30 protein-coding genes and 1 pseudogene are annotated in these 21,805 nt (G+C 42.9%); all 31 read right to left on the bottom strand.

The window, feature by feature from the left end; translation table 11 throughout:
* Window positions 1-154: 154 nt before the first annotated feature.
* Window positions 155-340: pseudogene (gene rpsI / locus VJ09_RS11745) on the bottom strand (30S ribosomal protein S9); the annotation flags it as partial.
* Window positions 341-496: 156 nt separating this feature from the next.
* Window positions 497-1,255 (bottom strand): ABC transporter ATP-binding protein, encoded by a 759-nt coding sequence (locus VJ09_RS11740; protein ID WP_044641916.1) that lies wholly within the window; start codon window positions 1,253-1,255, stop codon window positions 497-499.
* 4 nt (window positions 1,256-1,259) lie between these two features.
* Entirely contained in the window at window positions 1,260-3,572 is a 2,313-nt protein-coding gene (locus tag VJ09_RS11735) for an ABC transporter permease (protein WP_044641915.1), read from the bottom strand.
* Entirely contained in the window at window positions 3,557-4,864 is a 1,308-nt protein-coding gene (locus tag VJ09_RS11730) for an MFS transporter (protein WP_044641914.1), read from the bottom strand. The genes VJ09_RS11735 and VJ09_RS11730 overlap by 16 nt, the downstream gene beginning before the upstream one ends.
* On the bottom strand, window positions 4,857-5,504 hold the full coding sequence (locus VJ09_RS11725) for a TetR/AcrR family transcriptional regulator (protein WP_044641913.1): 648 nt from the start codon (window positions 5,502-5,504) through the stop codon (window positions 4,857-4,859). The genes VJ09_RS11730 and VJ09_RS11725 overlap by 8 nt, the downstream gene beginning before the upstream one ends.
* A 323-nt stretch (window positions 5,505-5,827) precedes the next feature.
* A complete protein-coding gene (locus VJ09_RS11720; RefSeq protein WP_052807369.1) occupies window positions 5,828-6,622 on the bottom strand; it encodes a nucleotidyltransferase domain-containing protein in 795 nt (264 codons plus the stop codon).
* Window positions 6,623-7,911: 1,289 nt separating this feature from the next.
* Window positions 7,912-8,304, bottom strand: coding sequence for a 30S ribosomal protein S9 (rpsI, locus tag VJ09_RS11715; RefSeq protein WP_044641911.1), 393 nt, complete (start codon window positions 8,302-8,304; stop codon window positions 7,912-7,914).
* 19 nt (window positions 8,305-8,323) lie between these two features.
* Entirely contained in the window at window positions 8,324-8,761 is a 438-nt protein-coding gene (gene rplM, locus VJ09_RS11710) for a 50S ribosomal protein L13 (RefSeq protein WP_044641910.1), read from the bottom strand.
* A 147-nt stretch (window positions 8,762-8,908) separates the two neighbouring features.
* Window positions 8,909-9,670 (bottom strand): tRNA pseudouridine(38-40) synthase TruA, encoded by a 762-nt coding sequence (gene truA / locus VJ09_RS11705; RefSeq protein ID WP_044641909.1) that lies wholly within the window; start codon window positions 9,668-9,670, stop codon window positions 8,909-8,911.
* 7 nt (window positions 9,671-9,677) lie between these two features.
* Entirely contained in the window at window positions 9,678-10,478 is an 801-nt protein-coding gene (locus tag VJ09_RS11700; RefSeq protein ID WP_044641908.1) for an energy-coupling factor transporter transmembrane component T family protein, read from the bottom strand.
* Between the two features lies 1 nt (window position 10,479).
* Window positions 10,480-11,337, bottom strand: a complete 858-nt coding sequence (locus VJ09_RS11695; protein WP_044641907.1) for an energy-coupling factor transporter ATPase — start codon at window positions 11,335-11,337, stop codon at window positions 10,480-10,482.
* Entirely contained in the window at window positions 11,313-12,161 is an 849-nt protein-coding gene (locus tag VJ09_RS11690; RefSeq protein ID WP_044641906.1) for an energy-coupling factor transporter ATPase, read from the bottom strand. Before VJ09_RS11690 ends, VJ09_RS11695 begins: the two co-directional genes overlap by 25 nt.
* An 89-nt stretch (window positions 12,162-12,250) precedes the next feature.
* Window positions 12,251-12,637 (bottom strand): 50S ribosomal protein L17, encoded by a 387-nt coding sequence (gene rplQ / locus VJ09_RS11685; protein WP_044641905.1) that lies wholly within the window; start codon window positions 12,635-12,637, stop codon window positions 12,251-12,253.
* A 25-nt stretch (window positions 12,638-12,662) separates the two neighbouring features.
* Window positions 12,663-13,616, bottom strand: a complete 954-nt coding sequence (locus tag VJ09_RS11680) for a DNA-directed RNA polymerase subunit alpha (RefSeq protein WP_044641904.1) — start codon at window positions 13,614-13,616, stop codon at window positions 12,663-12,665.
* Between the two features lie 129 nt (window positions 13,617-13,745).
* Window positions 13,746-14,144 (bottom strand): 30S ribosomal protein S11, encoded by a 399-nt coding sequence (gene rpsK, locus VJ09_RS11675; protein WP_044641903.1) that lies wholly within the window; start codon window positions 14,142-14,144, stop codon window positions 13,746-13,748.
* Window positions 14,145-14,161: 17 nt separating this feature from the next.
* Window positions 14,162-14,530 carry a 30S ribosomal protein S13 gene (gene rpsM / locus VJ09_RS11670; RefSeq protein ID WP_044641902.1) on the bottom strand — a complete coding sequence of 123 codons (369 nt, stop codon included), beginning with the start codon at window positions 14,528-14,530 and terminating at the stop codon, window positions 14,162-14,164.
* A gap of 20 nt (window positions 14,531-14,550) precedes the next feature.
* Complete coding sequence (gene rpmJ, locus VJ09_RS11665) at window positions 14,551-14,664, bottom strand: 50S ribosomal protein L36 (protein ID WP_022738894.1); 114 nt, start codon at window positions 14,662-14,664, stop codon at window positions 14,551-14,553.
* Window positions 14,665-14,691: 27 nt separating this feature from the next.
* Window positions 14,692-14,910 (bottom strand): translation initiation factor IF-1, encoded by a 219-nt coding sequence (infA, locus tag VJ09_RS11660; RefSeq protein ID WP_044641901.1) that lies wholly within the window; start codon window positions 14,908-14,910, stop codon window positions 14,692-14,694.
* Between the two features lie 4 nt (window positions 14,911-14,914).
* Window positions 14,915-15,250 (bottom strand): KOW domain-containing RNA-binding protein, encoded by a 336-nt coding sequence (locus VJ09_RS11655; protein WP_230199147.1) that lies wholly within the window; start codon window positions 15,248-15,250, stop codon window positions 14,915-14,917.
* Window positions 15,228-15,974 carry a type I methionyl aminopeptidase gene (gene map, locus VJ09_RS11650; protein WP_044641900.1) on the bottom strand — a complete coding sequence of 249 codons (747 nt, stop codon included), beginning with the start codon at window positions 15,972-15,974 and terminating at the stop codon, window positions 15,228-15,230. The genes VJ09_RS11655 and map overlap by 23 nt, the downstream gene beginning before the upstream one ends.
* Window positions 15,971-16,624, bottom strand: a complete 654-nt coding sequence (locus VJ09_RS11645; protein WP_044641899.1) for an adenylate kinase — start codon at window positions 16,622-16,624, stop codon at window positions 15,971-15,973. The genes map and VJ09_RS11645 overlap by 4 nt, the downstream gene beginning before the upstream one ends.
* Window positions 16,625-16,729: 105 nt before the next feature.
* Window positions 16,730-18,025 carry a preprotein translocase subunit SecY gene (secY, locus tag VJ09_RS11640; protein WP_044641898.1) on the bottom strand — a complete coding sequence of 432 codons (1,296 nt, stop codon included), beginning with the start codon at window positions 18,023-18,025 and terminating at the stop codon, window positions 16,730-16,732.
* A 2-nt stretch (window positions 18,026-18,027) separates the two neighbouring features.
* Window positions 18,028-18,468: a 50S ribosomal protein L15 gene (gene rplO, locus VJ09_RS11635; protein ID WP_044641897.1), complete on the bottom strand. Its 441-nt coding sequence runs from the start codon at window positions 18,466-18,468 to the stop codon at window positions 18,028-18,030.
* A 33-nt stretch (window positions 18,469-18,501) separates the two neighbouring features.
* Window positions 18,502-18,696, bottom strand: a complete 195-nt coding sequence (gene rpmD, locus VJ09_RS11630; RefSeq protein WP_187118709.1) for a 50S ribosomal protein L30 — start codon at window positions 18,694-18,696, stop codon at window positions 18,502-18,504.
* A gap of 6 nt (window positions 18,697-18,702) precedes the next feature.
* Entirely contained in the window at window positions 18,703-19,221 is a 519-nt protein-coding gene (rpsE, locus tag VJ09_RS11625; protein ID WP_044641895.1) for a 30S ribosomal protein S5, read from the bottom strand.
* Window positions 19,218-19,583 (bottom strand): 50S ribosomal protein L18, encoded by a 366-nt coding sequence (gene rplR, locus VJ09_RS11620; RefSeq protein ID WP_044641894.1) that lies wholly within the window; start codon window positions 19,581-19,583, stop codon window positions 19,218-19,220. The genes rpsE and rplR overlap by 4 nt, the downstream gene beginning before the upstream one ends.
* Window positions 19,584-19,614: 31 nt before the next feature.
* Window positions 19,615-20,151 (bottom strand): 50S ribosomal protein L6, encoded by a 537-nt coding sequence (gene rplF / locus VJ09_RS11615; RefSeq protein WP_044641893.1) that lies wholly within the window; start codon window positions 20,149-20,151, stop codon window positions 19,615-19,617.
* A gap of 36 nt (window positions 20,152-20,187) precedes the next feature.
* Entirely contained in the window at window positions 20,188-20,586 is a 399-nt protein-coding gene (gene rpsH, locus VJ09_RS11610) for a 30S ribosomal protein S8 (RefSeq protein ID WP_044641892.1), read from the bottom strand.
* Between the two features lie 29 nt (window positions 20,587-20,615).
* Complete coding sequence (locus VJ09_RS11605; RefSeq protein ID WP_044641891.1) at window positions 20,616-20,801, bottom strand: type Z 30S ribosomal protein S14; 186 nt, start codon at window positions 20,799-20,801, stop codon at window positions 20,616-20,618.
* A 32-nt stretch (window positions 20,802-20,833) separates the two neighbouring features.
* A complete protein-coding gene (rplE, locus tag VJ09_RS11600) occupies window positions 20,834-21,376 on the bottom strand; it encodes a 50S ribosomal protein L5 (protein ID WP_044641890.1) in 543 nt (180 codons plus the stop codon).
* A gap of 31 nt (window positions 21,377-21,407) precedes the next feature.
* Window positions 21,408-21,758 carry a 50S ribosomal protein L24 gene (gene rplX, locus VJ09_RS11595; RefSeq protein ID WP_044642848.1) on the bottom strand — a complete coding sequence of 117 codons (351 nt, stop codon included), beginning with the start codon at window positions 21,756-21,758 and terminating at the stop codon, window positions 21,408-21,410.
* Window positions 21,759-21,805 lie beyond the last annotated feature (47 nt).

Raw genomic sequence — 21,805 nt, 5'->3', positions numbered from 1 at the left:
TGTTCCAATTCATACAATATCGTTTATCTAAAATAAATATGGTTGGAGTTTAAAGACTCCTAATCTTTTTATGTACACCTAACATGAACGTACAACAAAAAAGCCCTTCCTCGGTAATTTGAGAAAGGGCTCTAAATATCGGGTAATAAGAAAATTAACGTTTGGAGAACTGAGGTGCACGACGAGCTGCTTTAAGACCGTATTTTGTACGTTCTTTCATACGAGGGTCATGGGTCAAGAAGCCAGCTTTTTTCCAGGATGGACGCATTTCGAGATCCGCTTTAAGAAGCGCACGGGAGATACCATGACGAATTGCTCCTGCTTGACCAGTGTATCCACCATCAGAAGTACAGTAAGTTCAATATAAAAAGCGTCAATCCTTGATTTAACCCTTCTTGGATTAACGCACCCCTATAGTTGAATAAAATTTGAACAGTTACTTCTTGTCGAGTATCAAGAAAAAGAAATCGTTAAATCGTGACTGTGATACAACAAATCATATTCCTATTTCCCGCATTTTCACTGTTACTTTTTTGACTCTGCTATCCAGATCCGTTCCATCAAACTTCGGAAGATTCAGCTCGCTTTCGATTTTTCCGTCGCGCATAAACATAATGCGCTCCGTCCGTGCCGCAACCTTTGCGTCGTGAGTTACAAGCATAACCGCAGTACCGTCCTCGTTGATTTCAGAAAATATGTCCATAATCTCCTGTGCGGATTGTGAGTTGAGCGCACCCGTAGGCTCGTCGCCGAAGATGATTTCCGGGCTGTTCATAAGCGCACGGCATATTCCCGCACGCTGAAGCTGACCTCCTGAAACCTGTGTAATGTCTCGTTTTCCAAGCTCCGCAATGCCTGTCCTTTTCATAAGCTCTCTTGCCTTGTCTGAAATTTTTGCGGCGTTTTTTCTGTTGTCGCGCATGGACGGAAGCATAATGTTGTCGAGGATATTGAGATTTTTCAGCATAGTAGGCTGTTGAAAAACAAATCCCATTTGTGTTCTACGTATATCTGAAAGCTCATTCTCTCTGATCTCCGATAAATCCCTGCCATCAAAAACGACCTTTCCGCCATCAACGCCATCCGTTCCGCTCAGTGCAAACATCAGCGTCGATTTTCCCGAGCCCGAAGGTCCCATAACCGAAACGAACTCGCCCTCGTTTATTTCAACGGACACTTCATCGAGAACATTGCGCTGTTCATCGCCCTCGCCGAAATACTTTACTATATTTTCACCAATAATAATCTTCTTCATATCCCTACTCCTTTATATTTTCGGAAATTTTTATTTTTCCTGCACCTGATGTGCCAATCATCGTTGCGATCAGTACCGTACAGATCATCATCAGCGGACTAAGCAGATACGCCGAAATCGGATTGACCGTAAACTCAAACGTCGACGCTCCAAACGAGGACACAACCGCACCAGCAAGTATCTCTCCGAGAGTGTTCGCTAAAATCGTACCGAGCACAATTCCGATAATCAGAACAAAAACGGAACGCGAAACATACTGTGTCTTCATATCCGAGTTTGTAAAACCGAGGGCTTTCATCACTGCAATGGAATATCTATCTTTTGCAACAAGCATTTTCATAAACAAGAGTGTAACCAGTACCATAATAACCAGCGCAACAGCAATGGAAGCGTAAGAGGCTATTTCGATGGAACTTATTGTCGAGCCTAATGTCTGTGTAACAAATTCATCAATGTCCGAAACCTTTGCAAAAGCAAACCTGTCCGTATATTCCAAAACCTTTTTGTCGACAAGATATTTATCTGAAAGCTCTGCGGAGATAATGATCCATATAATGTCCGCGGAATTGTCGGTAAAAACAGCCTTTGCAGTTTTGCCACCGTTGGTAATGTCGGAATAAATTCCGCTAACCTTGAGAGCTTTCTCCTTCCCCTCAATCACCAGCGTAATGACATCTCCAACCTTTTTGCTCATCTCATCTGCGTTAATAACCGAAAGTGCAATTTCGTCTTCTGCGGCAGGTGCTCCGCCCGTGGTATATTCGATAGGGAAAATCGAATGGTCGCCGAGTTCAACTTTTAGATTTTCCTCTGATCCGTTTTCCGTTTTTACTTTGAATGTTTTTGTTGTAAGGACGGTATACTTTGAAATCATACTGTCGTTGTCCATCGCCTTTATAATTTCAGGGGCTTTTTCAGAGCTGTCGCTAGCAGGCTGTATGCGTAAATCGTAGTTTCCGATCCCCATATAATTGATAAAGCTTTTGGAGGAAATCGTGTTGTACAGGTTCTGCGGAACAATAATGATGAATGACGAAATCACCAGCACCGAAAGCATGGTGGCGTAAATTCTTTTCCTTGAGAGAACATCTTTGATACCGAGAAATATATTCGTGCTAAACATCCTGTTTCCGCTCAGGGTAAAACGCTTAGCGCCAGCTTTCTTTTCCTGTGAAGTGCCAAAGCGTATTGCTTCCGCAGCAGATATTTTCCGAAAGCGTCTCAGCACTCCGTTTACATAGGCAATGATCGCGAGGAATACAAGCAGTATACCGATGATACCGAATAGCAATCCATAAGAAGAATTTTCGCTTTCCCCCATATAAAGCCGTATATTTTCAAGAAGCATGCCTTGAAACATTAGCGAAAGTGCAAAACCAAGAATACTACCTGTCGCCGCAATCGCCGCGTATTTCGCAAGATAAATCTTTTTTATGTCGGAAACACGCAACCCTATTGCCTTCATAACGCCAATTTCACGGTAGTCCTCTTCGATTTTCGTAAGAAGCGTAAAGCGTATGCACATAAACGCGATTGTAACGACCAATACGCTTACAAGAAGGATAACCCCGATCATCATCCCGTCAGAAAGTGAATTCATCATTTGGAAAAGTGAATATGTAACCGTTGGTCCATTCGCATCAAGTCCTGCCGACATATAAGCAGCTTCAAATGCACCGAGTGTTGACATATCCTTTAATCTAAACTCAATTAGATACTCCGTATTTCCCAGTTTTTTCATTTCCGCATAATCATTTTCACTGACAAGAAATCTCTTTGAGGTGGAGAGCGAGGAATTCATCGTCGAGTCGCGGAGAAATCCGGCAACGATAAATTCCATCCCGTTAATTACGGCTTTGTCACCAACCTTAGTGGTATTGTCCTTCATATAGCTTATAGGAACATAAATTTCGCCATCGGCTGCATTGATGATGTTCCCATCAAGATCGAGAAGATAATCAAATTTTTTGCTCTGTGTGCTGAGTCCGTTATCCTGAACACTATTTGCAAGCGTATTATCGCCCAAAATGAACTGCGATCCGTCTATGTTGAGAAATTCGACCACCTGGAATTCATCGACATTGCTATTTTTCTCCGCAAAATCCTTAAGTCGCTCAGTATCAATTTTTCCCGAATGCATCTGCATAAAATGCGGTGTTTCTGCTCGCTTCATCAGCGTATCTAGCGCGCCCGAAAGATTGATGACGAGAATCGCCGCGAGTGAAACAAGCATTGCTGAGGCTGCGACAAATATCATGGTTGTCAGCGTGATCACTTTGCTGTTTAACATGTCATTGCGGATTATTCTGTAATACATAAGTCACCTCTGCTCCTTAAATTTTCAAGATTTTTAACCGATTTTAGATTAGATAGAATTACTGAAGTCACACATAGCAGCACTCCCGCGATGATAATAAGAAATCCTGTACCTCTGCCGCTGCCTGTGCCGATGATCTTTCCCACACTGTCAGCAAACACTCCGCCGTCAACAAGCATTGGAGTGAACAGAAAATCCACAAGCACACCCGAAAGCGCATAAGCGACTACAAATCCAAGCTGAGAAATAACACCGATCAGTCCCCACGCTCTGCCCTGAACGGAATTTTCTATGTTGGTACGGATCAGGAAATCCAAACTTGTGTTTACAAACGGGAGCATTGCAAAAAACAGAAATCCCGCAACGCAGATAAGTACAATATTTTCGTGCAGTCCGAACGCCGCCATAAATATTCCGGCACAAAACAGCGAAACCGAAAGCATTTTCACGTAGTCCCTTTTTATCGGAAAAATTCCAATAATCACACTGGTAACAAGCATTCCCGAGGCGGCGATTGTTTCAATCGTTCCTAATACGGAGCTGTCCGTAAAAGCAAGGATCATCGGCGCGAAAAGTGTTTCTACGAAGCCGATGAAAAATAGCATTACCGATGTCATGATCACAAGGACAAGCACGCCTCTGTTTTCAGAAACGGCACCCCAACCGTCTTTGAATTCACGGATAAACGATTTTGCCTGTTCATATTTCTTGGAGGCAAGACCTTTGCGTACAGCAAGAGTTGATATAACGGTTACAAAAAATGTGCAGATGTCGATGACAAGCAACAGTTTTATATCCGAAACGGTGAGTAGAAACCCTGCAATTATGGGTGATATCAAATATTTGGCCGAGCCTGCCACCTGAACCAGACCGCTTGCTTTTGTGTACTGCTCCTCGGTGAGCAAATCCGTAACCGTAGCTTTGTATGCGGGTTCAAGCAGCGAGGAAAACACCGAGCTTATGGTAACTCCCAGGCAAATCTGCCATAGCTGTACTTCTCCCTGAATCATACAAATCAGTATGAAACCAATTCCCAACGCAGAAAGACTGTCGCCCAGCACCATGAGAAGCCTGCGGTCATAGCGATCCGCAAGCACTCCTGCCACAGCACTTAAAAGAAGCGAGGGCATAAACGCAAGCAAGGCTACCAGTGCAATTGACGACGCCTTTCCCGTCTGCTGAAAAACATAAACCCCAAGCCCGAACGACGTAAGCCCGCTTCCGATCGCTGAAATAAGCTGTCCGGACCACAGAAGAACAAATTTTCCAAAGGGTTTTTCCGAATTACTCATTGTTGCCTCCATTTTCGTTGCCAAACATCTGCATAACGTCCATAAGGCTTCCGCTTTGGGCACCGAGCAGCCTTTCTACATTGAAAATAAACGCCTGTATGCGTGAAACACGCTCCTCATTTGTCATGGGAACCATATCATCATCAAAAACGGTATTCGTATATGCCACAACCATTTCCATGCATTCGTAAGGAAACGGTGTACTGAATAGTCCCTGCCGGGTGCCTTCACGGATTATTTCCGTCAGGATCGGCGTAAGGCCGCCCAATATGACCCTTTGTATTTTCTGATGCATAAGCGCGTTCTGTGGCTTGTGAATGTGCTCCATAATTTCTTCGCTGCTTTCGCCACTTAAGTTCATTGACATAACAACACGGATGATGCGCTCAACTACAGGTATGCTCTTGTCGGCGGCAATTTCTTGCGCCGTGTCGAAAAGACGGACACTATACCGCTCAATCAGCGCGTCCATAATATCTTCCTTCGACTTGAAGTGATAATACAGCGTTCCCCGCGCAATTCCGACCTTTTCGAGAATATCGTTTGTACTTGTGCCGTCAAAGCCCTTCTGACCGAAAAGCTCATCCGCCGCGTCAAGTATTTCGTTCTTGCGTTCCTCCGCTTCTTTTACCACTCTCATTTTTACATCCCCTTTATATAGACCGACTGACTGTCGGTAATATAATAGCATTCTGCTTTGAGATGTCAAGATGGTGCTAGATTTACTTCCTGAGTGCTGTCTTCCAAGTTCCATCGCACCGTCTATAGACTTCGCCCAATTTGGCTCTTACCTCCGTTGAACTTTCACCAACTAGCAATTAACGGCTTACCGGGCGCACATAAATAAAAGCCACATTCCCCAATGAAAATGCAGCTTTTTAAGAAAATGGTAGGAAAGGTAAATTTGTTTACTAGACCCCTCAGTTCAACAATCGCACTCGATTGCTGAAGATTCAATGAGATTTAATTCCAAACCTCTTCTAATGTTTCTCTAAATAGATTATCAAGCTGAATTGTTGGATCAGGAATTTGAATGTTGATACTTTTAGTGTATAAATCCAGATGTTCTATTTCTTTATGAAGATATTGATTAATCACATCAATTCTTGGTTCCAAGTTCAACTCTTCACCTGCTATTTTACGTTCTAATAGAGTGTTGATTGCATCTTTTAGTTCTCCAGGTAGGATAATATCATCTAATAAATCTTGGAATCCTATGGGAGGAATTGTATTATACTCTTCGATCCATTTTGCTGCTAAAATGGGCCTTAGCACATAGAAATACTTTTTAATTTTAACTTCTTGACCTTGAAGGTATTCACGGAAATTACCTTTCGCCATATTCAGGTAATGATATAAGCAAGAAGTCGGTGAGAAAATATTCTTATCTATAAGCCTCATTCTATCAATTGTAGAATATGATTGATAATAAACTATGTTTGAGCGAAGCCATTCTAAAAGAGGAGGATTTGACTTTCTAAATAACCTTAATGCTTTGGTTAGTTCCCAGCCACTTAAATCTAATAAATCATTGATAGGTATTGAAATAGAATCCCTACTAGGAATTTCTATAACATCTCTTTTATGATCAATGGATAAATACCAGTCCTTATTATGTACATAGATGAATCTAACATCATAATCACTATCTTTGGATGGAAACCCCCAAGCTCGACTTCCAGATTCACATGCATAAAGAACCTTAATATCATAATCGATTTCAAGTTGCTTGATAACCTGCTGTATATGGACTCTCAATTTTATGCCTCCATTTCTCATTAATTAAGTTCAAAATTTTTATTTATTTCATTATCTTATGTTAGTGTTTTGACTTAGGTCAATATCTTGGACATAAGAAGATACTAATTGTAACAATAAGTCGCCAACTCTTCCAAACGCCCAAAACGTCTGATGCCGTTTAATTAGTATTAACAACAAAATCCTATCAGTGGGTATCCAAATGGATATATTCACAAATAAAAACCCTTCCCCAACATAACCGGAAAAGAGCGTTAATATCAACAATATTAACGTTTGGAGAACTGAGGTGCACGACGAGCTACTTTAAGACCCTTCGTTTTCCACCCGCATGAAGAATAGTTAAATTAATTCTCCTATTAAGAATGATGTCCAATCAAAATAACACCGCTTCAACAATGGCATGGGGGATCTACTATGATTAACGAAACTCGCTTTTTCAAAAAAATCACCAAAAAAGTGAGTAGATTTCTAGAAGCCAAGCATGGTTGTTTTATCATAAGGTACGGGTTTTTGTTCCCCGTAATAAAACACATAACTTGGTTTAACTTTTTATTGCTACCGTATTAAAATTGAACGCTAGATGTTGCATGCCAAGGAAAACTTGTCGACAACCAGTAATCAGTTACATCCCCAGAAATAACAAAATTGACTATTCCCCGGTAACCAGGCGTGATGGGTCTTCCAACTACGACTGCTAGAGTTCCAGTATACCATTTATAACGGTTATCCAAAGCTTGAAGTTGAATAGTAGTTCCAAAAAGTGATCCCGAAAATGACTCACCATTTATTCTACCAAAAAAAAGAAAATTCGGGACGGTCAGGAAGGATATTTCTATTAGTTATCACCATAACACGTTCTTCAACAGTATTACCCCTAGTTATAAATGATCTCCATGTACTTGGAATAAGTAATGGTAACATTGGCCCAGTCTCATTTGTAAATAAATTATTCTATTCCTGTTACTCACATCTAATCCTCCTCTTTAATAAATAACGTTTTTCATTATATGTGTCTAATGAGTTTTATGGTAATCCAGAGATTGATTTCTACTTCAATATGGTCCTATACCTAATATATCGTTATAAATAGTTTGTGTTCCTCAGGTCGGAAGTTTGCCCGCCTGCTTCCTTCAAATTCCACCTCAGGGTAAACACCCTTGCCTTTGGCTAATAGTTACTGCCACCTTCGCTATTCGAGACTTTCACCCTATAGAATGTGCCCATGCCGGACGCACATAAAAAAGCCCCCAACCAATAAAGGTTGAGGGCCTTGAAACGTAAATCGATTAACGTTTGGAGAACTGAGGTGCACGACGAGCTGCTTTAAGACCGTATTTTTTACGCTCTTTCATACGAGGGTCACGAGTCAAGAAGCCAGCTTTTTTCAAAGATGGACGCATTTCGAGATCCGCTTTAAGAAGCGCACGGGAGATACCATGACGAATTGCTCCTGCTTGACCAGTGTATCCACCACCATGTACGTTTACAAGTACATCGTAGCGACCATTTGTATCAGTAAGAACAAGTGGTTGACGTACAATTGCTTTTAGAGTTTCTAAACCAAAGTATTGATCGATGTCGCGACCGTTGATTACGATGCGTCCATCTCCAGGTACGAGGCGAACACGGGCAACGGATTCTTTCCGACGACCGGTTCCGTAGTATTGAACTTGTGCCACGTTAGATTTCCCTCCTCAATTAACCGCGTAGTTCGTAAACTTCCGGTTGTTGTGCTTGGTGTGGATGCTCAGATCCAGCATATACTTTCAGCTTTTTGAGCTGTTGACGACCGAGACTACCTTTTGGCAACATGCCTTTTACTGCGAGTTCGATCATGCGTTCTGGACGAGTTGCACGAAGTTTTTCAGCAGTAGTAACTTTCAAACCACCTGGATGTCCAGAGTGACGGTAGTACATTTTTTTAGCCAACTTGTTACCAGTTAGCTCGATTTGAGAAGCGTTGATTATAACTACAAAATCCCCAGTGTCCACGTGAGGAGTGTATACTGGTTTATGTTTACCACGTAGCAATGTTGCTACTTCGGATGCTAGGCGTCCAAGGGTCTTACCTTGTGCGTCTACCACGTACCATTTACGTTCCACTTCAAGTGGCTTCGCTAAATAAGTCGTGCGCATCTGAAATCCCTCCTTGAAGAAAATCCATATTGTATCATTTATCTCGAAAGCGATTAGAAGCATTTAAGAAATCGCGCCGAACTGAATTTCCACCGGGGCATAAGTGGAAAATACCAAGCGTTATCATACCCCAACTATGCCCATATGTCAAGATTTTGCACTCGAAACCCAAGGCTCATAGCCTACCTCCCAAAGCACCAAACCTTCTGGTGGAAAAGTAAGACCCGCTGCTTTTCGATCGTGGGCTTCCAGCATCGTTTGCATACGACTAGCTGGCCACCTACCTAGACCTATATCAAATATCGTGCCTACCAAAATCCGAACCATGTTGTAGAGAAATCCATTTCCAGTTACCCAAAAAGTGAGAACTCCATCCGCCTCTTCGATCCGAAAATCATAGATTGTCCGTACTTTATTCTCCACATGGGTCATCACAGAACAAAAAGAAGTAAAATCATGTGTACCTATAACATAATTTACCGCATCTCTCATTTGTTCTAGATCAAATCTCCTTGGACGATAAGTTCGAAATCTCCGAGTCATCCATTCGGCAACAGGGGAAGTCTCAATTTGATAGCGATAGGTTTTCCATCTAGCGCTTTTTTGGGCATGAAAATCCATTGGTACATCTTCTACTGAACGAACCACTACGTCTCGTGGTAAAGCTCTTCGCAGGATGTAGGAATACTTTTCATTTGGTATGGGACTAGTTGTCTCAAAATGAATAACTTGACCATGAGCATGTACTCCCGCATCCGTACGACCAGATCCGAAAATCGTGATCTTATCGCCTGTCAGCCTACTTAAAGCCTTTTCTAATTCTCCTTGAACGGTACGTAGACCAGGTTGGCTCTGAAAGCCATGAAAATCGGTTCCATCGTAGGCTACGATCATTTTTATCTTTTTCATCTTTTCCTTACGTCCTCACTAACAAAAGGATTCCTACTAGAGCAAAAAACAAGAGGAGCAACAAGAAATCAGCAATACCATACTGAAGCAGCCGATACTTCGTTCTACCTTCTCCTCCTCGATAGCAACGCGATTCCATTGCAAAGGCCAACTCTTCTGCTCGGCGAAATGCAGAGAGAAAAAGCGGGATTAAGATAGGGAGATAGCTCTTGAGACGTGTCCAGAGAGATCCGCTCTCTAATTTCGCACCTCTAGCTAGTTGAGCTTTGCGTATCTTTTCTGTTTCTTCCCAAAGTGTAGGAATAAACCGCAACGCAATCGACATCATCAAGGCAATCTCATGAGTAGGTACCTTTACGGCCTTAAGAGGGGTTAATAAATTTTCTAACCCATCGGTAATGTCAACAGGAGAGGTGGTAAACGTCAGAAGGGAAGCCACAAAAATAAGCAGGATAAAACGTAACGAAATAAAGACTGCTTGTATGACTCCTTCTTGATAGATCGTAAAAAGCGGATTGGTCCAAAGAGCTGTCTGTTCTGTACCTTTGGTAAAAAACAGATGAAGAAACGTCGTAAGAAGTATAAGGAAAAGGACTGGTTTGAGTGCTTTTATAAAATAAACAAGTGAAATACGTGAAAAGAAGACAGAAATTATCGTAAAACAGAGCAGTAAACAGTAAGATTCAAGATTATTTGATAAAAAAATCAAAATCATAAAGCCAAATACAAAAAGTAATTTCGCCCTAGGATCCAAGCGATGGAGGAGCGATTTCCCAGGGAGGTATTGACCAATCACAAATGGTTGCAAATTATGGACTCCCCTTTTTGCGCTTCATCAATTCTTCCGCTACTTGTTCCACCGTAAATAAGCTTCTTGGTAGAGGACTCGAAATTTTTTGGTTTAGTTTGTCAACCCATTGTACTGATTTTGGTATATCCAGCCCTAGCGATTGAAGAGTCTCATCTTGTTGAAAAAGTATTTCCGTCTTACCAGATAAAACCAGTTTACCTTCTGCAAGAACTAACATCTGATCGGCATATTGAGCAGCCTCATTCATATCGTGTGTTACATGCAATACTGCAAATCCCTCTTGTTGATGGAGTGAGTAAATCATTTCTAATAGATGGGATTTTCCAATTGGATCTAAACCGGCAGAAGGCTCATCTAAGATCAGTACTTGAGGCTTCATCGCAAGGACTCCAGCAATCGCTACTCTCCTCATTTGCCCTCCGCTTAACTGATATGGAGAGCGCTCCCAAAGTGAAGAAGGTAAACCGACTCGCTCCAAAGCTACTAATACTCTACTTTCTACTTCTTCTTCAGAAAGACCCTGATTCATGGGACCAAAAGCAACATCTTTTTTTACTGTTTCTGCAAACAATTGATGTTCTGGATATTGAAAAACCATGCCAACTAAGTTACGAAGATCTTGAAGTGATTTACTCTTATGATCAACTACGATTTCCCCCATCTGAATCGTTCCAGAAGTGGGTGTAAGAAGACCACTCAAAAGTTGGATCAACGTAGACTTACCTGAACCTGTATGTCCGATAATAGCGGTATAGGTGCTAGCAGGTAAGGAAAAATCAATTCCCATAAGTGCTTGTCGCTCAAATGGTGTATTAGGTCCGTAGGTGAAATTTATATTTTTGACAACGATCTGCATATGACTTCCACCAAATCTTTGGGTTGTTGAAGAGGACTTGGTATTTCCCAGCCAAGTTCTCGGAGACGTCGTTGAAGTTGAATCTCAAATGGTGCATCTAAACCCATATCTAGCAACTTTTCCCCTTGTTGATAGAGTATATCTCTCGCTAAATCCAACTTAACTCGTCCATTCTCTAACACCAAAACTCTATTCGCTCGGAATGCCTCCTCTGCTGAATGAGTAATGTGAATAAGAGTCGTTCCTTCTTGTTGTAACTCCTGCGCCAAGGCGAGAACCGATTTAGTTCCTTCTGGATCTAACATAGAAGTTGCCTCATCTAAAACCAAGACTTTCGGACGCATTGCAATAATACCTGCAATCGCAAGTCGCTGTTTTTGGCCTCCTGATAAGTGATGCGGCTCTTGCTTTCGATAATTTGTTAATCCTACTCTCTCTAATACTTCGGCGATTCGGTTTGTCATATCCGTCCGAGGTACCCCCAAATTCTCTAAACCAAAGGCAATATCATCTTCAACTGTTGGGGCCACAATCTGGTTCTCTGGATTTTGGAAAACCATTCCCACCATTCGACGAATCTCCCAAATGTCCTGAGCATTATTTGTGTTGAGTCCGTCTACTAATACTTCTCCCTTTTGTGGAAGATAGAGTCCATTTAATAGGCGAGAGAGAGTTGATTTACCGGAGCCATTAGGTCCGATGATACTAAGATACTCTCCTTCATAAATAGAGAGTGATATGTCATGCAAAGCCCAATCATTCTGAGGTGGCTCCTCCTCTTCATAGTGAAACCACACTTGGTTTAGCTCAATTAATGGATGCATAGTTTCTCCCCATATAAAAGAAAAAAAGGGCAAACGTCAGGACCATAAAGATCCTGCCCTCACCCTTTCCTAACAGAGTAGAAGATCAATTAAACAAGCTCGATAAATACCATTGGAGCAGCATCTCCACGACGTGGTCCAAGCTTCATGATACGTGTATATCCACCATTACGCTCTGCATAACGAGGAGCCACTTCTTCGAACAACTTTTTCACTGCATCTACTTGTTCATGCGTTACTTCTTCGCCATCTTTTATAGTATGGGAACGAGTTTTGCGCACAAACTCAGCAGCTTGACGGCGAGCATGGAGATCTCCACGCTTTCCAAGAGTGATCAATTTGTCGACGATGGAACGAATCTCTTTCGCTTTGGATTCTGTCGTCTCAATGCGTCCATTGATGATTAGGTCTGTTGCAAGGTCACGGAGAAGCGCTTTTCTCGCACCTTTATCACGACCAAGTTTTGCGTATGCCATTGTTTTTCCCTCCCCCTAGCAGTCGTTAGTCCTCTTTCCGTAAGCCCAAGCCAAGCTCTTCTAGCTTCTCTTGTACTTCTTCGAGGGATTTGCGTCCGAGGTTGCGGACTTTCATCATATCTTCTTCCGATTTTTGTGTCAGCTCTTGTACAGTATTGATTCCTGCACGCTTGAGGCAGTTGTAAGAACGTACGGAGAGATCCAATTCTTCAATTGTCATCTCCATTACTTTCTCTTTTTTATCCTCTTCTTTTTCCACCATGATCTCTGCATCTCGCGCTTCTTCGGTCAAACCAACAAAAAGAAGAAGATGTTCATTCATGATTTTTGCTCCGAGGCTAACTGCTTCATCTGGATGAAGGGAACCATCAGTCCAAACTTCGAGCGTCAGTTTATCGTAGTTGGTGACTTGTCCAACACGTGTATTCTCAATCTGGTAGTTAACACGTTCAATCGGAGTATAGATGGAATCAATCGGGATTACCCCAATTGGCAAATCTTCTTTTTTGTTTTTCTCTGCGGAAACATAACCACGACCACGATTTGCAGTCAAACGAATCCGCAATTGGGAATTGGATTCAAGAGTAGCAATGTGCAAGTCAGGATTCAAAACTTCAACATCACTATCACCGCGAATATCGGCAGCTGTCACAATCGTTCCTTCTGAGCCACCATCTACATCAATCTCCAAAACTTTCTCTTCATCAGAGTGGATTTTGAGAGAGAGTTTTTTCAGATTCAAGATAATCTCGGTCGTATCTTCTACTACTCCAGGAACAGTAGAGAACTCATGAAGAACTCCATCAATCTGAATAGAGGTGACCGCTGCGCCAGGTAAAGAAGAGAGCAGAATGCGGCGCAGGGAATTCCCAAGTGTTGTACCGTATCCACGTTCCAAAGGTTCCACTACAAACTTTCCGTATCGATGATCAGAGCTTAACTCTAAAGCTTCAATCTTCGGCTTTTCAATTTCTATCATACGGCTTCCTAAACCCTCCTTTAGAACGTCGCGTATAAGGGTATTCACATATCGCTGTTTCGTATAGTCCTGTCTGATCCATTATAGTCATAAGGTTTCAAGGATAAACAGTCTTCTTGGACAAGCGAATTAGACACGACGACGTTTTGGTGGACGGCAACCGTTATGTGGGATTGGTGTCACATCTTTGATGAGGCTTACTTCTAGCCCAGCCGCTTGAAGCGAACGGATTGCTGCCTCACGTCCAGCACCAGGTCCTTTTACATAAACTTCAACACTTTTCATACCATTTTCCATTGCAACTTTTGCTGCTGCTTCTGCCGCCAATTGAGCTGCGAATGGAGTGCTTTTCCGGCTACCTTTAAATCCTTGTGTACCAGAACTTTGCCATGCGATCGAGTTACCACGTGGATCTGTGATTGTAATGATCGTATTGTTAAAAGTAGAACGGATATGAGCCACACCAGATTCTACGTTCTTTTTCACACGACGTTTAACACGTTGCGTAGTAGTTTTCCGTTTCGCCACTTAAAATCCCTCCTTCATTACTTCTTCTTGTTCGCAACTGTACGACGTGGTCCTTTACGTGTACGAGCGTTCGTTTTTGAGCTTTGTCCGCGAACAGGTAAACCACGGCGATGACGAATTCCACGATAGGAACCAATCTCCATCAAGCGTTTGATGTTAAGAGCTGTTTCCCGACGTAGATCCCCTTCGACAATCAAATGCTTGTCGATATAACTACGCAGTTTCGCAACTTCTTCTTCCGTTAAGTCACGAACACGTGTGTCTGGGTTCAAACCCGACTCTTCAATAATTTTCTTTGACTGAGAACGACCAATCCCAAAGATATAGGTCAGGGCGATCTCAACGCGTTTCTCACGTGGCAGGTCAATACCTGAAATACGTGCCATACGCTACACCTCCCGTGCAATTAACCTTGTTTTTGTTTGTGTTTTGGGTTTTCACAGATTACCATAACTGCCCCTTTACGACGAATCACTTTGCATTTTTCGCAAATGGGCTTTACGGATGGTCTCACTTTCATCAGATACCCTCCTATCGTCAGGATGGATTACTTATAGCGATAGGTAATCCGCCCGCGTGATAAATCATATGGGGAGAGCTGAACTGTTACTCGATCCCCAGGCAAAATACGGATAAAATGCATCCGAATTTTTCCCGATACGTGTGCAAGGACTTCGTGACCATTTTCGAGCTCTACTCGAAACATTGCATTAGGTAGCGGCTCTTTTACTTTGCCTTCCACTTCAATCACGTCTTCTTTGGCCACCGATTCACTCTCCTTTCCGTTGGAGCAGGTATTGATTCAGGGCATATCGCAACATTGCATCCGTCAAACGACCGTTTTTTTGCAAGATCTCCAAGATATCTTCTGCAATCCAATTTGTTGGTTGGACATGTTTTACGTTTTTCTGTTTTGGATGGTCTATGGTAAATCTGTCCTTATTCACCAACCATAAAGTGCGTGAATTATCTTTTCGAATAATGATCGCGTACTCACCCGCACAAGTTCCACGAAGCACTTGTACTATTTGGCCGAGTACAAAGCGATCTCCTGCATTCGACTGGTCCCCACATCCTACCCCATTACGCTGTCGTGAGAATCTCATAGCCTTCATCCGTGATTGCAATGGTATGCTCAAAATGGGCACAGATCGAACCGTCCGTGGTGACAACCGTCCAGTCGTCTTCCAAAGTACGTACATAGCGGGAGCCTGCATTGACCATGGGTTCAACCGCTAAGGTCATTCCTGATTTCAAGCGCAGTCCTTTACCGGCAATGCCATAATTCGGAACTGCAGGGTCTTCATGTAGATCTTGACCAATCCCGTGTCCTACATATTCGCGAACAACTGAAAAACCAGCTGCCTCCGCTACTTGCTGTATGGCATAAGAGAGATCTCCCATTCGAACACCTGCTTTGGCTTGAGACAGCCCATGATAAAGGGAGTCTTCTGTCGCTTTTAACAAACGCTCTGCTTCGGAAGATACTACTCCTACTGGATATGTCCACGCAGAATCTCCATGATAACCATCGAATTTCGCTCCAATGTCGATCGAGATAATATCTCCATCACGAAGCTTTCGAGCACTAGGAATTCCATGTACCAGTTCCTCATTAATGGAGATACAGACACTTCCTGGAAATCCATTATATCCTTTAAAGGACGGAAAGGCATCATGTTGACGAATAAAACGTTCTGCTATGCGATCCAGTTCCTTGGTAGTAATACCAGGATGAATGTGTCGCTTTAGCTCCTGATGAGTCAGATATACGATTTTACCCGCCTGTCTCATTCGTTCTAATTCGTTAGTTGATTTTAACGTGATCATAATTTTCCATCACGGATTTTGGTTAAAATCTCATCCGTTACCTCATCAATCTCTTGCATTCCATCAACGCGAACTACAATTCCAGCAGATTGATAGTAATCCAAGAGAAGTTGAGTTTGCTTCATATTTACTTTGAGACGATTTGCTACGGTTTCTGCTTTATCGTCTTCACGTTGGTACAACTCGCCACCACATCGATCACATACTCCCGCAACTTTCGCTGGTGCAAACAGTTCATGATAAGACGCACCACAGCTACGGCAGATATAACGACCAGTCAAGCGTCTCATCAGTTCTTCTTCTTTCACGTCGATATAAACCACGTGCTCAAGCTCGCGACCGAGCTCCGTTAGAAGCTGATCCAACGCTTCCGCTTGCGGTACCGTGCGTGGAAAACCATCTAGCAGGAATCCAGAAGAGCAATCTTCTTTAGCGAGGCGATCTTTGACAATCCCAATCGTAACATGATCTGGAACGAGTTGTCCTTGATCCATATACGATTTAGCCTCTAATCCAAGTGGTGTCCCTTCTTGGACGGCCGCACGAAACATGTCGCCAGTAGAAATATGAGGGATGTTCATTTCTTCAATGATACGGGTAGCTTGTGTACCTTTACCAGCTCCGGGAAGCCCCATCAAAATGATATTCATGCTTCAACACTCCTGGCAAAGTCTCTCCTAGGCTATACGGAGACAATCATTTTTGATCATACACTAGTCCCCGGAAAACCGATCCGGGGTACTAAGCAGTATGATCTATTTCATGAATCCTTTATAGTGTCGTTTGATCAACTGACTTTCGATCGTTTTCATCGTCTCTAGCGCGACGCCAACTACGATCAATAAGGAAGTTCCACCAACTTGAACCTGTTGAGGCAGACCAGCTAAGTTGATAAAGAGAATTGGTATAATCGAAATTGCTGCAAGGAACAATGCTCCAGATAGCGTCAAACGATTAAGAGTCCCTGTCAGGTAGTTCAACGTTTGTTTACCTGGTCGAACTCCTGGAATAAACCCACCATTTTTCTTCATCTGATCCGATAATTGCATCGGGTTGATCTGTACAAATGTGTAGAAGTAAGTAAAACCAAGAATCAGGATAACGAACAACACCATACCTAAAGGAGCACTTGTATAGTTAAAGTTGGTACTAATCCAATCTGCTACTGGATTTCCAGCCCAGAAGTTTGCAATCGTAGGTGGGAAAAGTAACAGAGAGGTTGCAAAGATGACTGGGATCACACCCGCAGCATTCACTTTCAAAGGAATATGCGTTGATTGACCTCCATACATTTTGCGTCCAACTACTCTTTTCGTGTATTGTACATTAATTTTGCGAACACCCTGTTGAATATAGATGATTGCAACAATCAGGAAAACTACAATCAACAGAAGGCCCACAGTTTTCAATACGCCGATGGCAACATTGGCACCTTTAGGGAAGAAGCTATTGTAAACATACATACTAGTCGTTGGAAGTGCCGCCATAATACCTGCAAAAATGAGAATGGAAATTCCGTTCCCAATACCTTTTTCCGTAATCTGTTCCCCTACCCACATCAAGAAAGCAGTTCCTGCGGTTAAGGTAAGTGAGATCAGGAAGTAAGTCCAAAATCCAGGATCAATTATGAAACCGGCTGCCATACGATTGAAGCCAATAGACATCGCGATCGATTGAACAACTGCAAGGATAATCGTAAAATAACGAGTCCATTGCTGAATCTTCCTACGACCAACTTCTCCTTCTTTAGCCCAACGCGAAAATGCCGGAATGACATCCATCGATAATAGTTGCATGATAATAGAAGCCGTGATGTATGGGAAAATCCCCATCGCAAAGATCGAGAAGTTCGCAAAGGAACCACCAGAAAATGCGTTAATGAGACCGAAAACGCCTTGGCTGTTTTCAGTAAACGCTTTTAATATGTCTGCATTAGTGTTCGGAACGGGAATAAAGCTGCCGATCCGAAAAACAACTAACATCATAAGCGTAAAGAGAATCCGACGACGAAGATCTTCCACTTTCCATATGTTGCTCATGGCCTGAAACATAATTAGATAACCTCCGTCGCTCCACCAGCTGCGGAAATTTTCGCTGCAGCTGATTCAGAGAACTTATGAGCTTTGACGGTTAATTTAACTGTCAGGTCACCGTTACCGAGAACCTTTACACCGTCTTTCACATTTTTGATTACGCCTTCTTCAATCAGAAGTTCAGGAGTTACCTCTGTGCCTTCTGGGAAACGGTTCAATGCATCCATGTTGATGACTGCGTATTCTTTACGGTTCGGGTTGGTAAAACCACGTTTTGGAAGACGACGGTAGATCGGGTTTTGTCCACCTTCGAATCCAGGGCGAACGCCGCCACCAGAGCGCGCTTTTTGCCCTTTATGCCCACGACCGGAGGTTTTGCCGAGCCCGGAAGCCATCCCGCGACCTACGCGTTTACGGGTTTGACGAGAACCAGTAGCTGGTTTTAACTCATGCAATTTCATCCTTCGCACCTCCTCTACATCTATTCCAAACCATTAATTGTTTATTTCTTTTACTTCAACCATGTGTTGAATCTTTTTAATCATACCACGGATTGCATCGTTGTCTGGTTGAACAACAGTTTGCTCCCGCTTATTAAGACCCAGAGTGCGCAGGGTGACGCGTTGCACTTCTGGACGTCCGATCATACTCTTTTTCAGAGTTATCGCCAGTTGGTTTGCCACGGTCATCCCTCCTTATCCTAACAGTTCTTCTACAGATTTACCGCGAAGTTTTGCGACATCTTCTGGACGTTTCAGACTTGTTAGTCCAGCTAGTGTTGCACGTACCATGTTAATTGGGTTGTTGGAGCCAGTAGATTTCGTAAGAATATCTCCTACTCCTGCAACGGTTAGTACATCACGTACCGCTCCACCCGCAATTACCCCAGTACCTTTGGAAGCTGGCTTCAATAGAACGGAACCAGCACCGAAGCGACCAATGATATCGTGTGGAATGGTGTTTCCTTGCAGTGGTACAGTGATTAGGTTTTTCTTAGCATCTTCGATTCCTTTGCGGATTGCTTCTGGAACCTCAGCTGCTTTCCCAATACCAGCACCTACACGTCCTTTGCCATCTCCGACTACTACCAGAGCGCTGAAGCTGAAACGGCGTCCACCTTTTACAACTTTCGCTACGCGGTTAATATTAACCACTTTCTCTGTAAACTCGGATTGCTGTGCATCACGTTTACGAGGCTTTTCTTGTCTGCTCAAAACTCCAAACCTCCTTCCCTTGCACCATCAGCTAATGCTTTCACACGGCCATGGTAGATGTATCCACCACGATCAAAAACTACTTCTTTTAAACCTTTTTCTAGAGCACGTTTTGCAATCAATTGACCTACAGCAGTAGCAGCTTCAACAGTCGCTCCAGACTTATCACCTGCAACCTCAGGATCAAGAGTAGATGCAGAAACGATCGTCACGCCTTGTAGATCATCGATCAATTGAGCGTAGATATTTTTCGAAGAACGGAAAACATTCAAACGTGGAACCTGAGTGGTACCAGTGATTTTTTTACGAACACGCAGATGGCGTTTTTTCCGTTTCTTATTACGATCTTGTTTTGTGATCACGGCCAATTCACTCCTTTCTAGCTACGCGGCATTATTTACCGGTTTTACCTTCTTTACGGCGAATAACTTCGTCGCTGTAACGAATACCTTTTCCTTTGTAAGGTTCAGGTTCACGTACTGAACGGATGTTAGCAGCCATTTCGCCTACTTTTTGTTTGTCGATTCCTTTCACCACGATTTGGGTGTTAGAAGGAACATCTAGCTCTACGCCTTCAAGTGGTTGGATCTCTACTGGATGAGAGTAACCAACATTGAGTACAACATTAGAGCCTTTCTTGGTCGCACGGTAACCAACACCAGAAATTTCAAGTGTTTTGGTAAAACCGTTAGCTACACCTTCTACCATGTTCGCAACAAGACTGCGAGTGGTACCGTGAAGTGCACGGTGCGTACGATGATCGCTAGGGCGGGTCACCGTAAGCTCATTATTTTCCACTTGGATGCTGATATCTTTGTTGAAGTCACGAGTAAGAGTTCCTTTTGGTCCTTTTACGGTTACACGACCATCAACTACTTGAACGTCAACACCTGCTGGGATTGTTACTGGTTTTTTCCCAATACGAGACATTCTTGTTCACCTCCGTCCTGACATAAGAGAGAGAGATTACCAGACGTAAGCCAGAACTTCGCCGCCTACGTTCTGCTGGCGTGCTTCTTTATCGGTCATAACACCTTTGTTCGTGCTAAGAATCGCGATCCCAAGACCACGAAGAACACGAGGGATTTCAGTAGATTTAGCATAGACACGAAGACCAGGTTTGCTGATTCGTTTCAAGCCAGTGATTACTTTTTCGTTATTAGACCCGTACTTCAAGAAGATACGCAAGATCCCTTGTTTGTTATCTTCGATAAACTCAGCATCACGGATGAAACCTTCACGTTTCAAGATCTCTGCAATTTCGCGTTTTACACGAGAAGCAGGAAGTTCCAAAGCTTCATGGCGCACCATGTTCGCATTCCGGATTCTTGTCAGCATATCAGCGATTGGATCTGACATCACCATATATGAGCCCTCCTTCCTTCACTTTCATATTACCAGCTAGCTTTTTTCACGCCGGGAATCTGACCCTTGTAGGCCAATTCACGGAAGCAAATACGACAAAGACGGAACTTACGGTAGACCGAATGAGGACGGCCACAGCGTTCACAACGAGTATAACCGCGAACTTCAAACTTAGGTTGACGCTTAGACTTCACGATCATCGATTTCTTGGCCAATTGATTCCCTCCTTTGCTTTCGTCTTATGTGCCTATTTACGGAAAGGCATACCCATTTGAGTCAGAAGTTCACGAGCTTCTTCATCAGTGTTTGCAGTGGTAACCACTACGATATCCATCCCACGAACTTTCTCTACTTTATCGTAAGAAATCTCCGGGAAAATTAATTGTTCTTTCAAACCGAGGGTATAGTTTCCACGTCCATCAAAAGATTTAGCAGAAACCCCACGGAAGTCACGTACACGAGGAAGAGCGATATTGATCAACTTCTCAAGGAAGTGATACATGCGCTCACCACGAAGCGTAACTTTTACGCCGATTGGCATGCCTTCACGCAGTTTGAAACCAGCGATAGACTTTTTAGCACGAGTGATAACTGGTTTTTGACCAGAGATGAGTGTCAAATCTTCTACAGCACTATCCAATGCTTTCGAATTTTGAACAGCTTCACCAACACCCATGTTGATGATTACTTTTTCGACCTTCGGAACCTGCATCACAGATTTATATGCGAACTTCTTTTGAAGTGCAGGTGCGATTTCGTTTTGATAATGCTCTTTCAAGAGAGCTGCCATCTGAAGAACCTCCCTTCATTTCAGCCTACTATTACTCCAGAATTTCTCCGGATTTTTTTGCGTAGCGAACTTTTTTCTTTTCGCCATTTTTTCCTTCAACAAATTTGTAACCAACTTTGGTTGGTTCTTTTGTTTTAGGATCTTCGATCATTAAGTTAGAGAGGTGGATTGCCGCCTCTTTTTCAATGATGCCACCTTGAGGGTTCGCTTGTGAAGGACGAGCATGTTTTTTCACCATGTTCACACCTTCCACAATCGCACGGTTCTCTTTCGGGAGAACTTTGATGACACGACCTTTGGTGAAGACTTTCTTACCATTTTCGAAGTAAGGAGCCTCTTTACCGCGCATCACGATTACTGTATCACCTTTTTTGATGTGCAGTTTATTAGGGCGCTTTGCACTCACTTTCGGGCACCTCCTTTGTTTGC

It is taken from the genome of Risungbinella massiliensis, assembly GCF_000942395.1.
Classification (GTDB): Bacteria; Bacillota; Bacilli; order Thermoactinomycetales; family Thermoactinomycetaceae; genus Risungbinella; species Risungbinella massiliensis.
Note: the sequence above shows the minus strand (reverse complement) of the source record. Positions and strands in the feature narration are given on the sequence as shown.

What these genes read in the sequence shown, in the direction of transcription:
- VJ09_RS11740 (WP_044641916.1), bottom strand. Translation starts at nt 1,255, where the DNA reads ATGAAGAAGATTATTATTGGTGAAAATATAGTAAAGTATTTCGGCGAG.
- VJ09_RS11735 (WP_044641915.1), bottom strand. Translation starts at nt 3,572, where the DNA reads ATGTATTACAGAATAATCCGCAATGACATGTTAAACAGCAAAGTGATC.
- VJ09_RS11730 (WP_044641914.1), bottom strand. Translation starts at nt 4,864, where the DNA reads ATGAGTAATTCGGAAAAACCCTTTGGAAAATTTGTTCTTCTGTGGTCC.
- VJ09_RS11725 (WP_044641913.1), bottom strand. Translation starts at nt 5,504, where the DNA reads ATGAGAGTGGTAAAAGAAGCGGAGGAACGCAAGAACGAAATACTTGAC.
- rplM (WP_044641910.1), bottom strand. Translation starts at nt 8,761, where the DNA reads ATGCGCACGACTTATTTAGCGAAGCCACTTGAAGTGGAACGTAAATGG.
- truA (WP_044641909.1), bottom strand. Translation starts at nt 9,670, where the DNA reads ATGAAAAAGATAAAAATGATCGTAGCCTACGATGGAACCGATTTTCAT.
- VJ09_RS11695 (WP_044641907.1), bottom strand. Translation starts at nt 11,337, where the DNA reads ATGCAGATCGTTGTCAAAAATATAAATTTCACCTACGGACCTAATACA.
- VJ09_RS11690 (WP_044641906.1), bottom strand. Translation starts at nt 12,161, where the DNA reads ATGCATCCATTAATTGAGCTAAACCAAGTGTGGTTTCACTATGAAGAG.
- rplQ (WP_044641905.1), bottom strand. Translation starts at nt 12,637, where the DNA reads ATGGCATACGCAAAACTTGGTCGTGATAAAGGTGCGAGAAAAGCGCTT.
- VJ09_RS11680 (WP_044641904.1), bottom strand. Translation starts at nt 13,616, where the DNA reads ATGATAGAAATTGAAAAGCCGAAGATTGAAGCTTTAGAGTTAAGCTCT.
- rpsM (WP_044641902.1), bottom strand. Translation starts at nt 14,530, where the DNA reads ATGGCACGTATTTCAGGTATTGACCTGCCACGTGAGAAACGCGTTGAG.
- rpmJ (WP_022738894.1), bottom strand. Translation starts at nt 14,664, where the DNA reads ATGAAAGTGAGACCATCCGTAAAGCCCATTTGCGAAAAATGCAAAGTG.
- VJ09_RS11655 (WP_230199147.1), bottom strand. Translation starts at nt 15,250, where the DNA reads ATGAGATTCTCACGACAGCGTAATGGGGTAGGATGTGGGGACCAGTCG.
- map (WP_044641900.1), bottom strand. Translation starts at nt 15,974, where the DNA reads ATGATCACGTTAAAATCAACTAACGAATTAGAACGAATGAGACAGGCG.
- VJ09_RS11645 (WP_044641899.1), bottom strand. Translation starts at nt 16,624, where the DNA reads ATGAATATCATTTTGATGGGGCTTCCCGGAGCTGGTAAAGGTACACAA.
- secY (WP_044641898.1), bottom strand. Translation starts at nt 18,025, where the DNA reads ATGTTTCAGGCCATGAGCAACATATGGAAAGTGGAAGATCTTCGTCGT.
- rplO (WP_044641897.1), bottom strand. Translation starts at nt 18,468, where the DNA reads ATGAAATTGCATGAGTTAAAACCAGCTACTGGTTCTCGTCAAACCCGT.
- rpmD (WP_187118709.1), bottom strand. Translation starts at nt 18,696, where the DNA reads ATGACCGTGGCAAACCAACTGGCGATAACTCTGAAAAAGAGTATGATC.
- rplF (WP_044641893.1), bottom strand. Translation starts at nt 20,151, where the DNA reads ATGTCTCGTATTGGGAAAAAACCAGTAACAATCCCAGCAGGTGTTGAC.
- rpsH (WP_044641892.1), bottom strand. Translation starts at nt 20,586, where the DNA reads ATGGTGATGTCAGATCCAATCGCTGATATGCTGACAAGAATCCGGAAT.
- rplE (WP_044641890.1), bottom strand. Translation starts at nt 21,376, where the DNA reads ATGGCAGCTCTCTTGAAAGAGCATTATCAAAACGAAATCGCACCTGCA.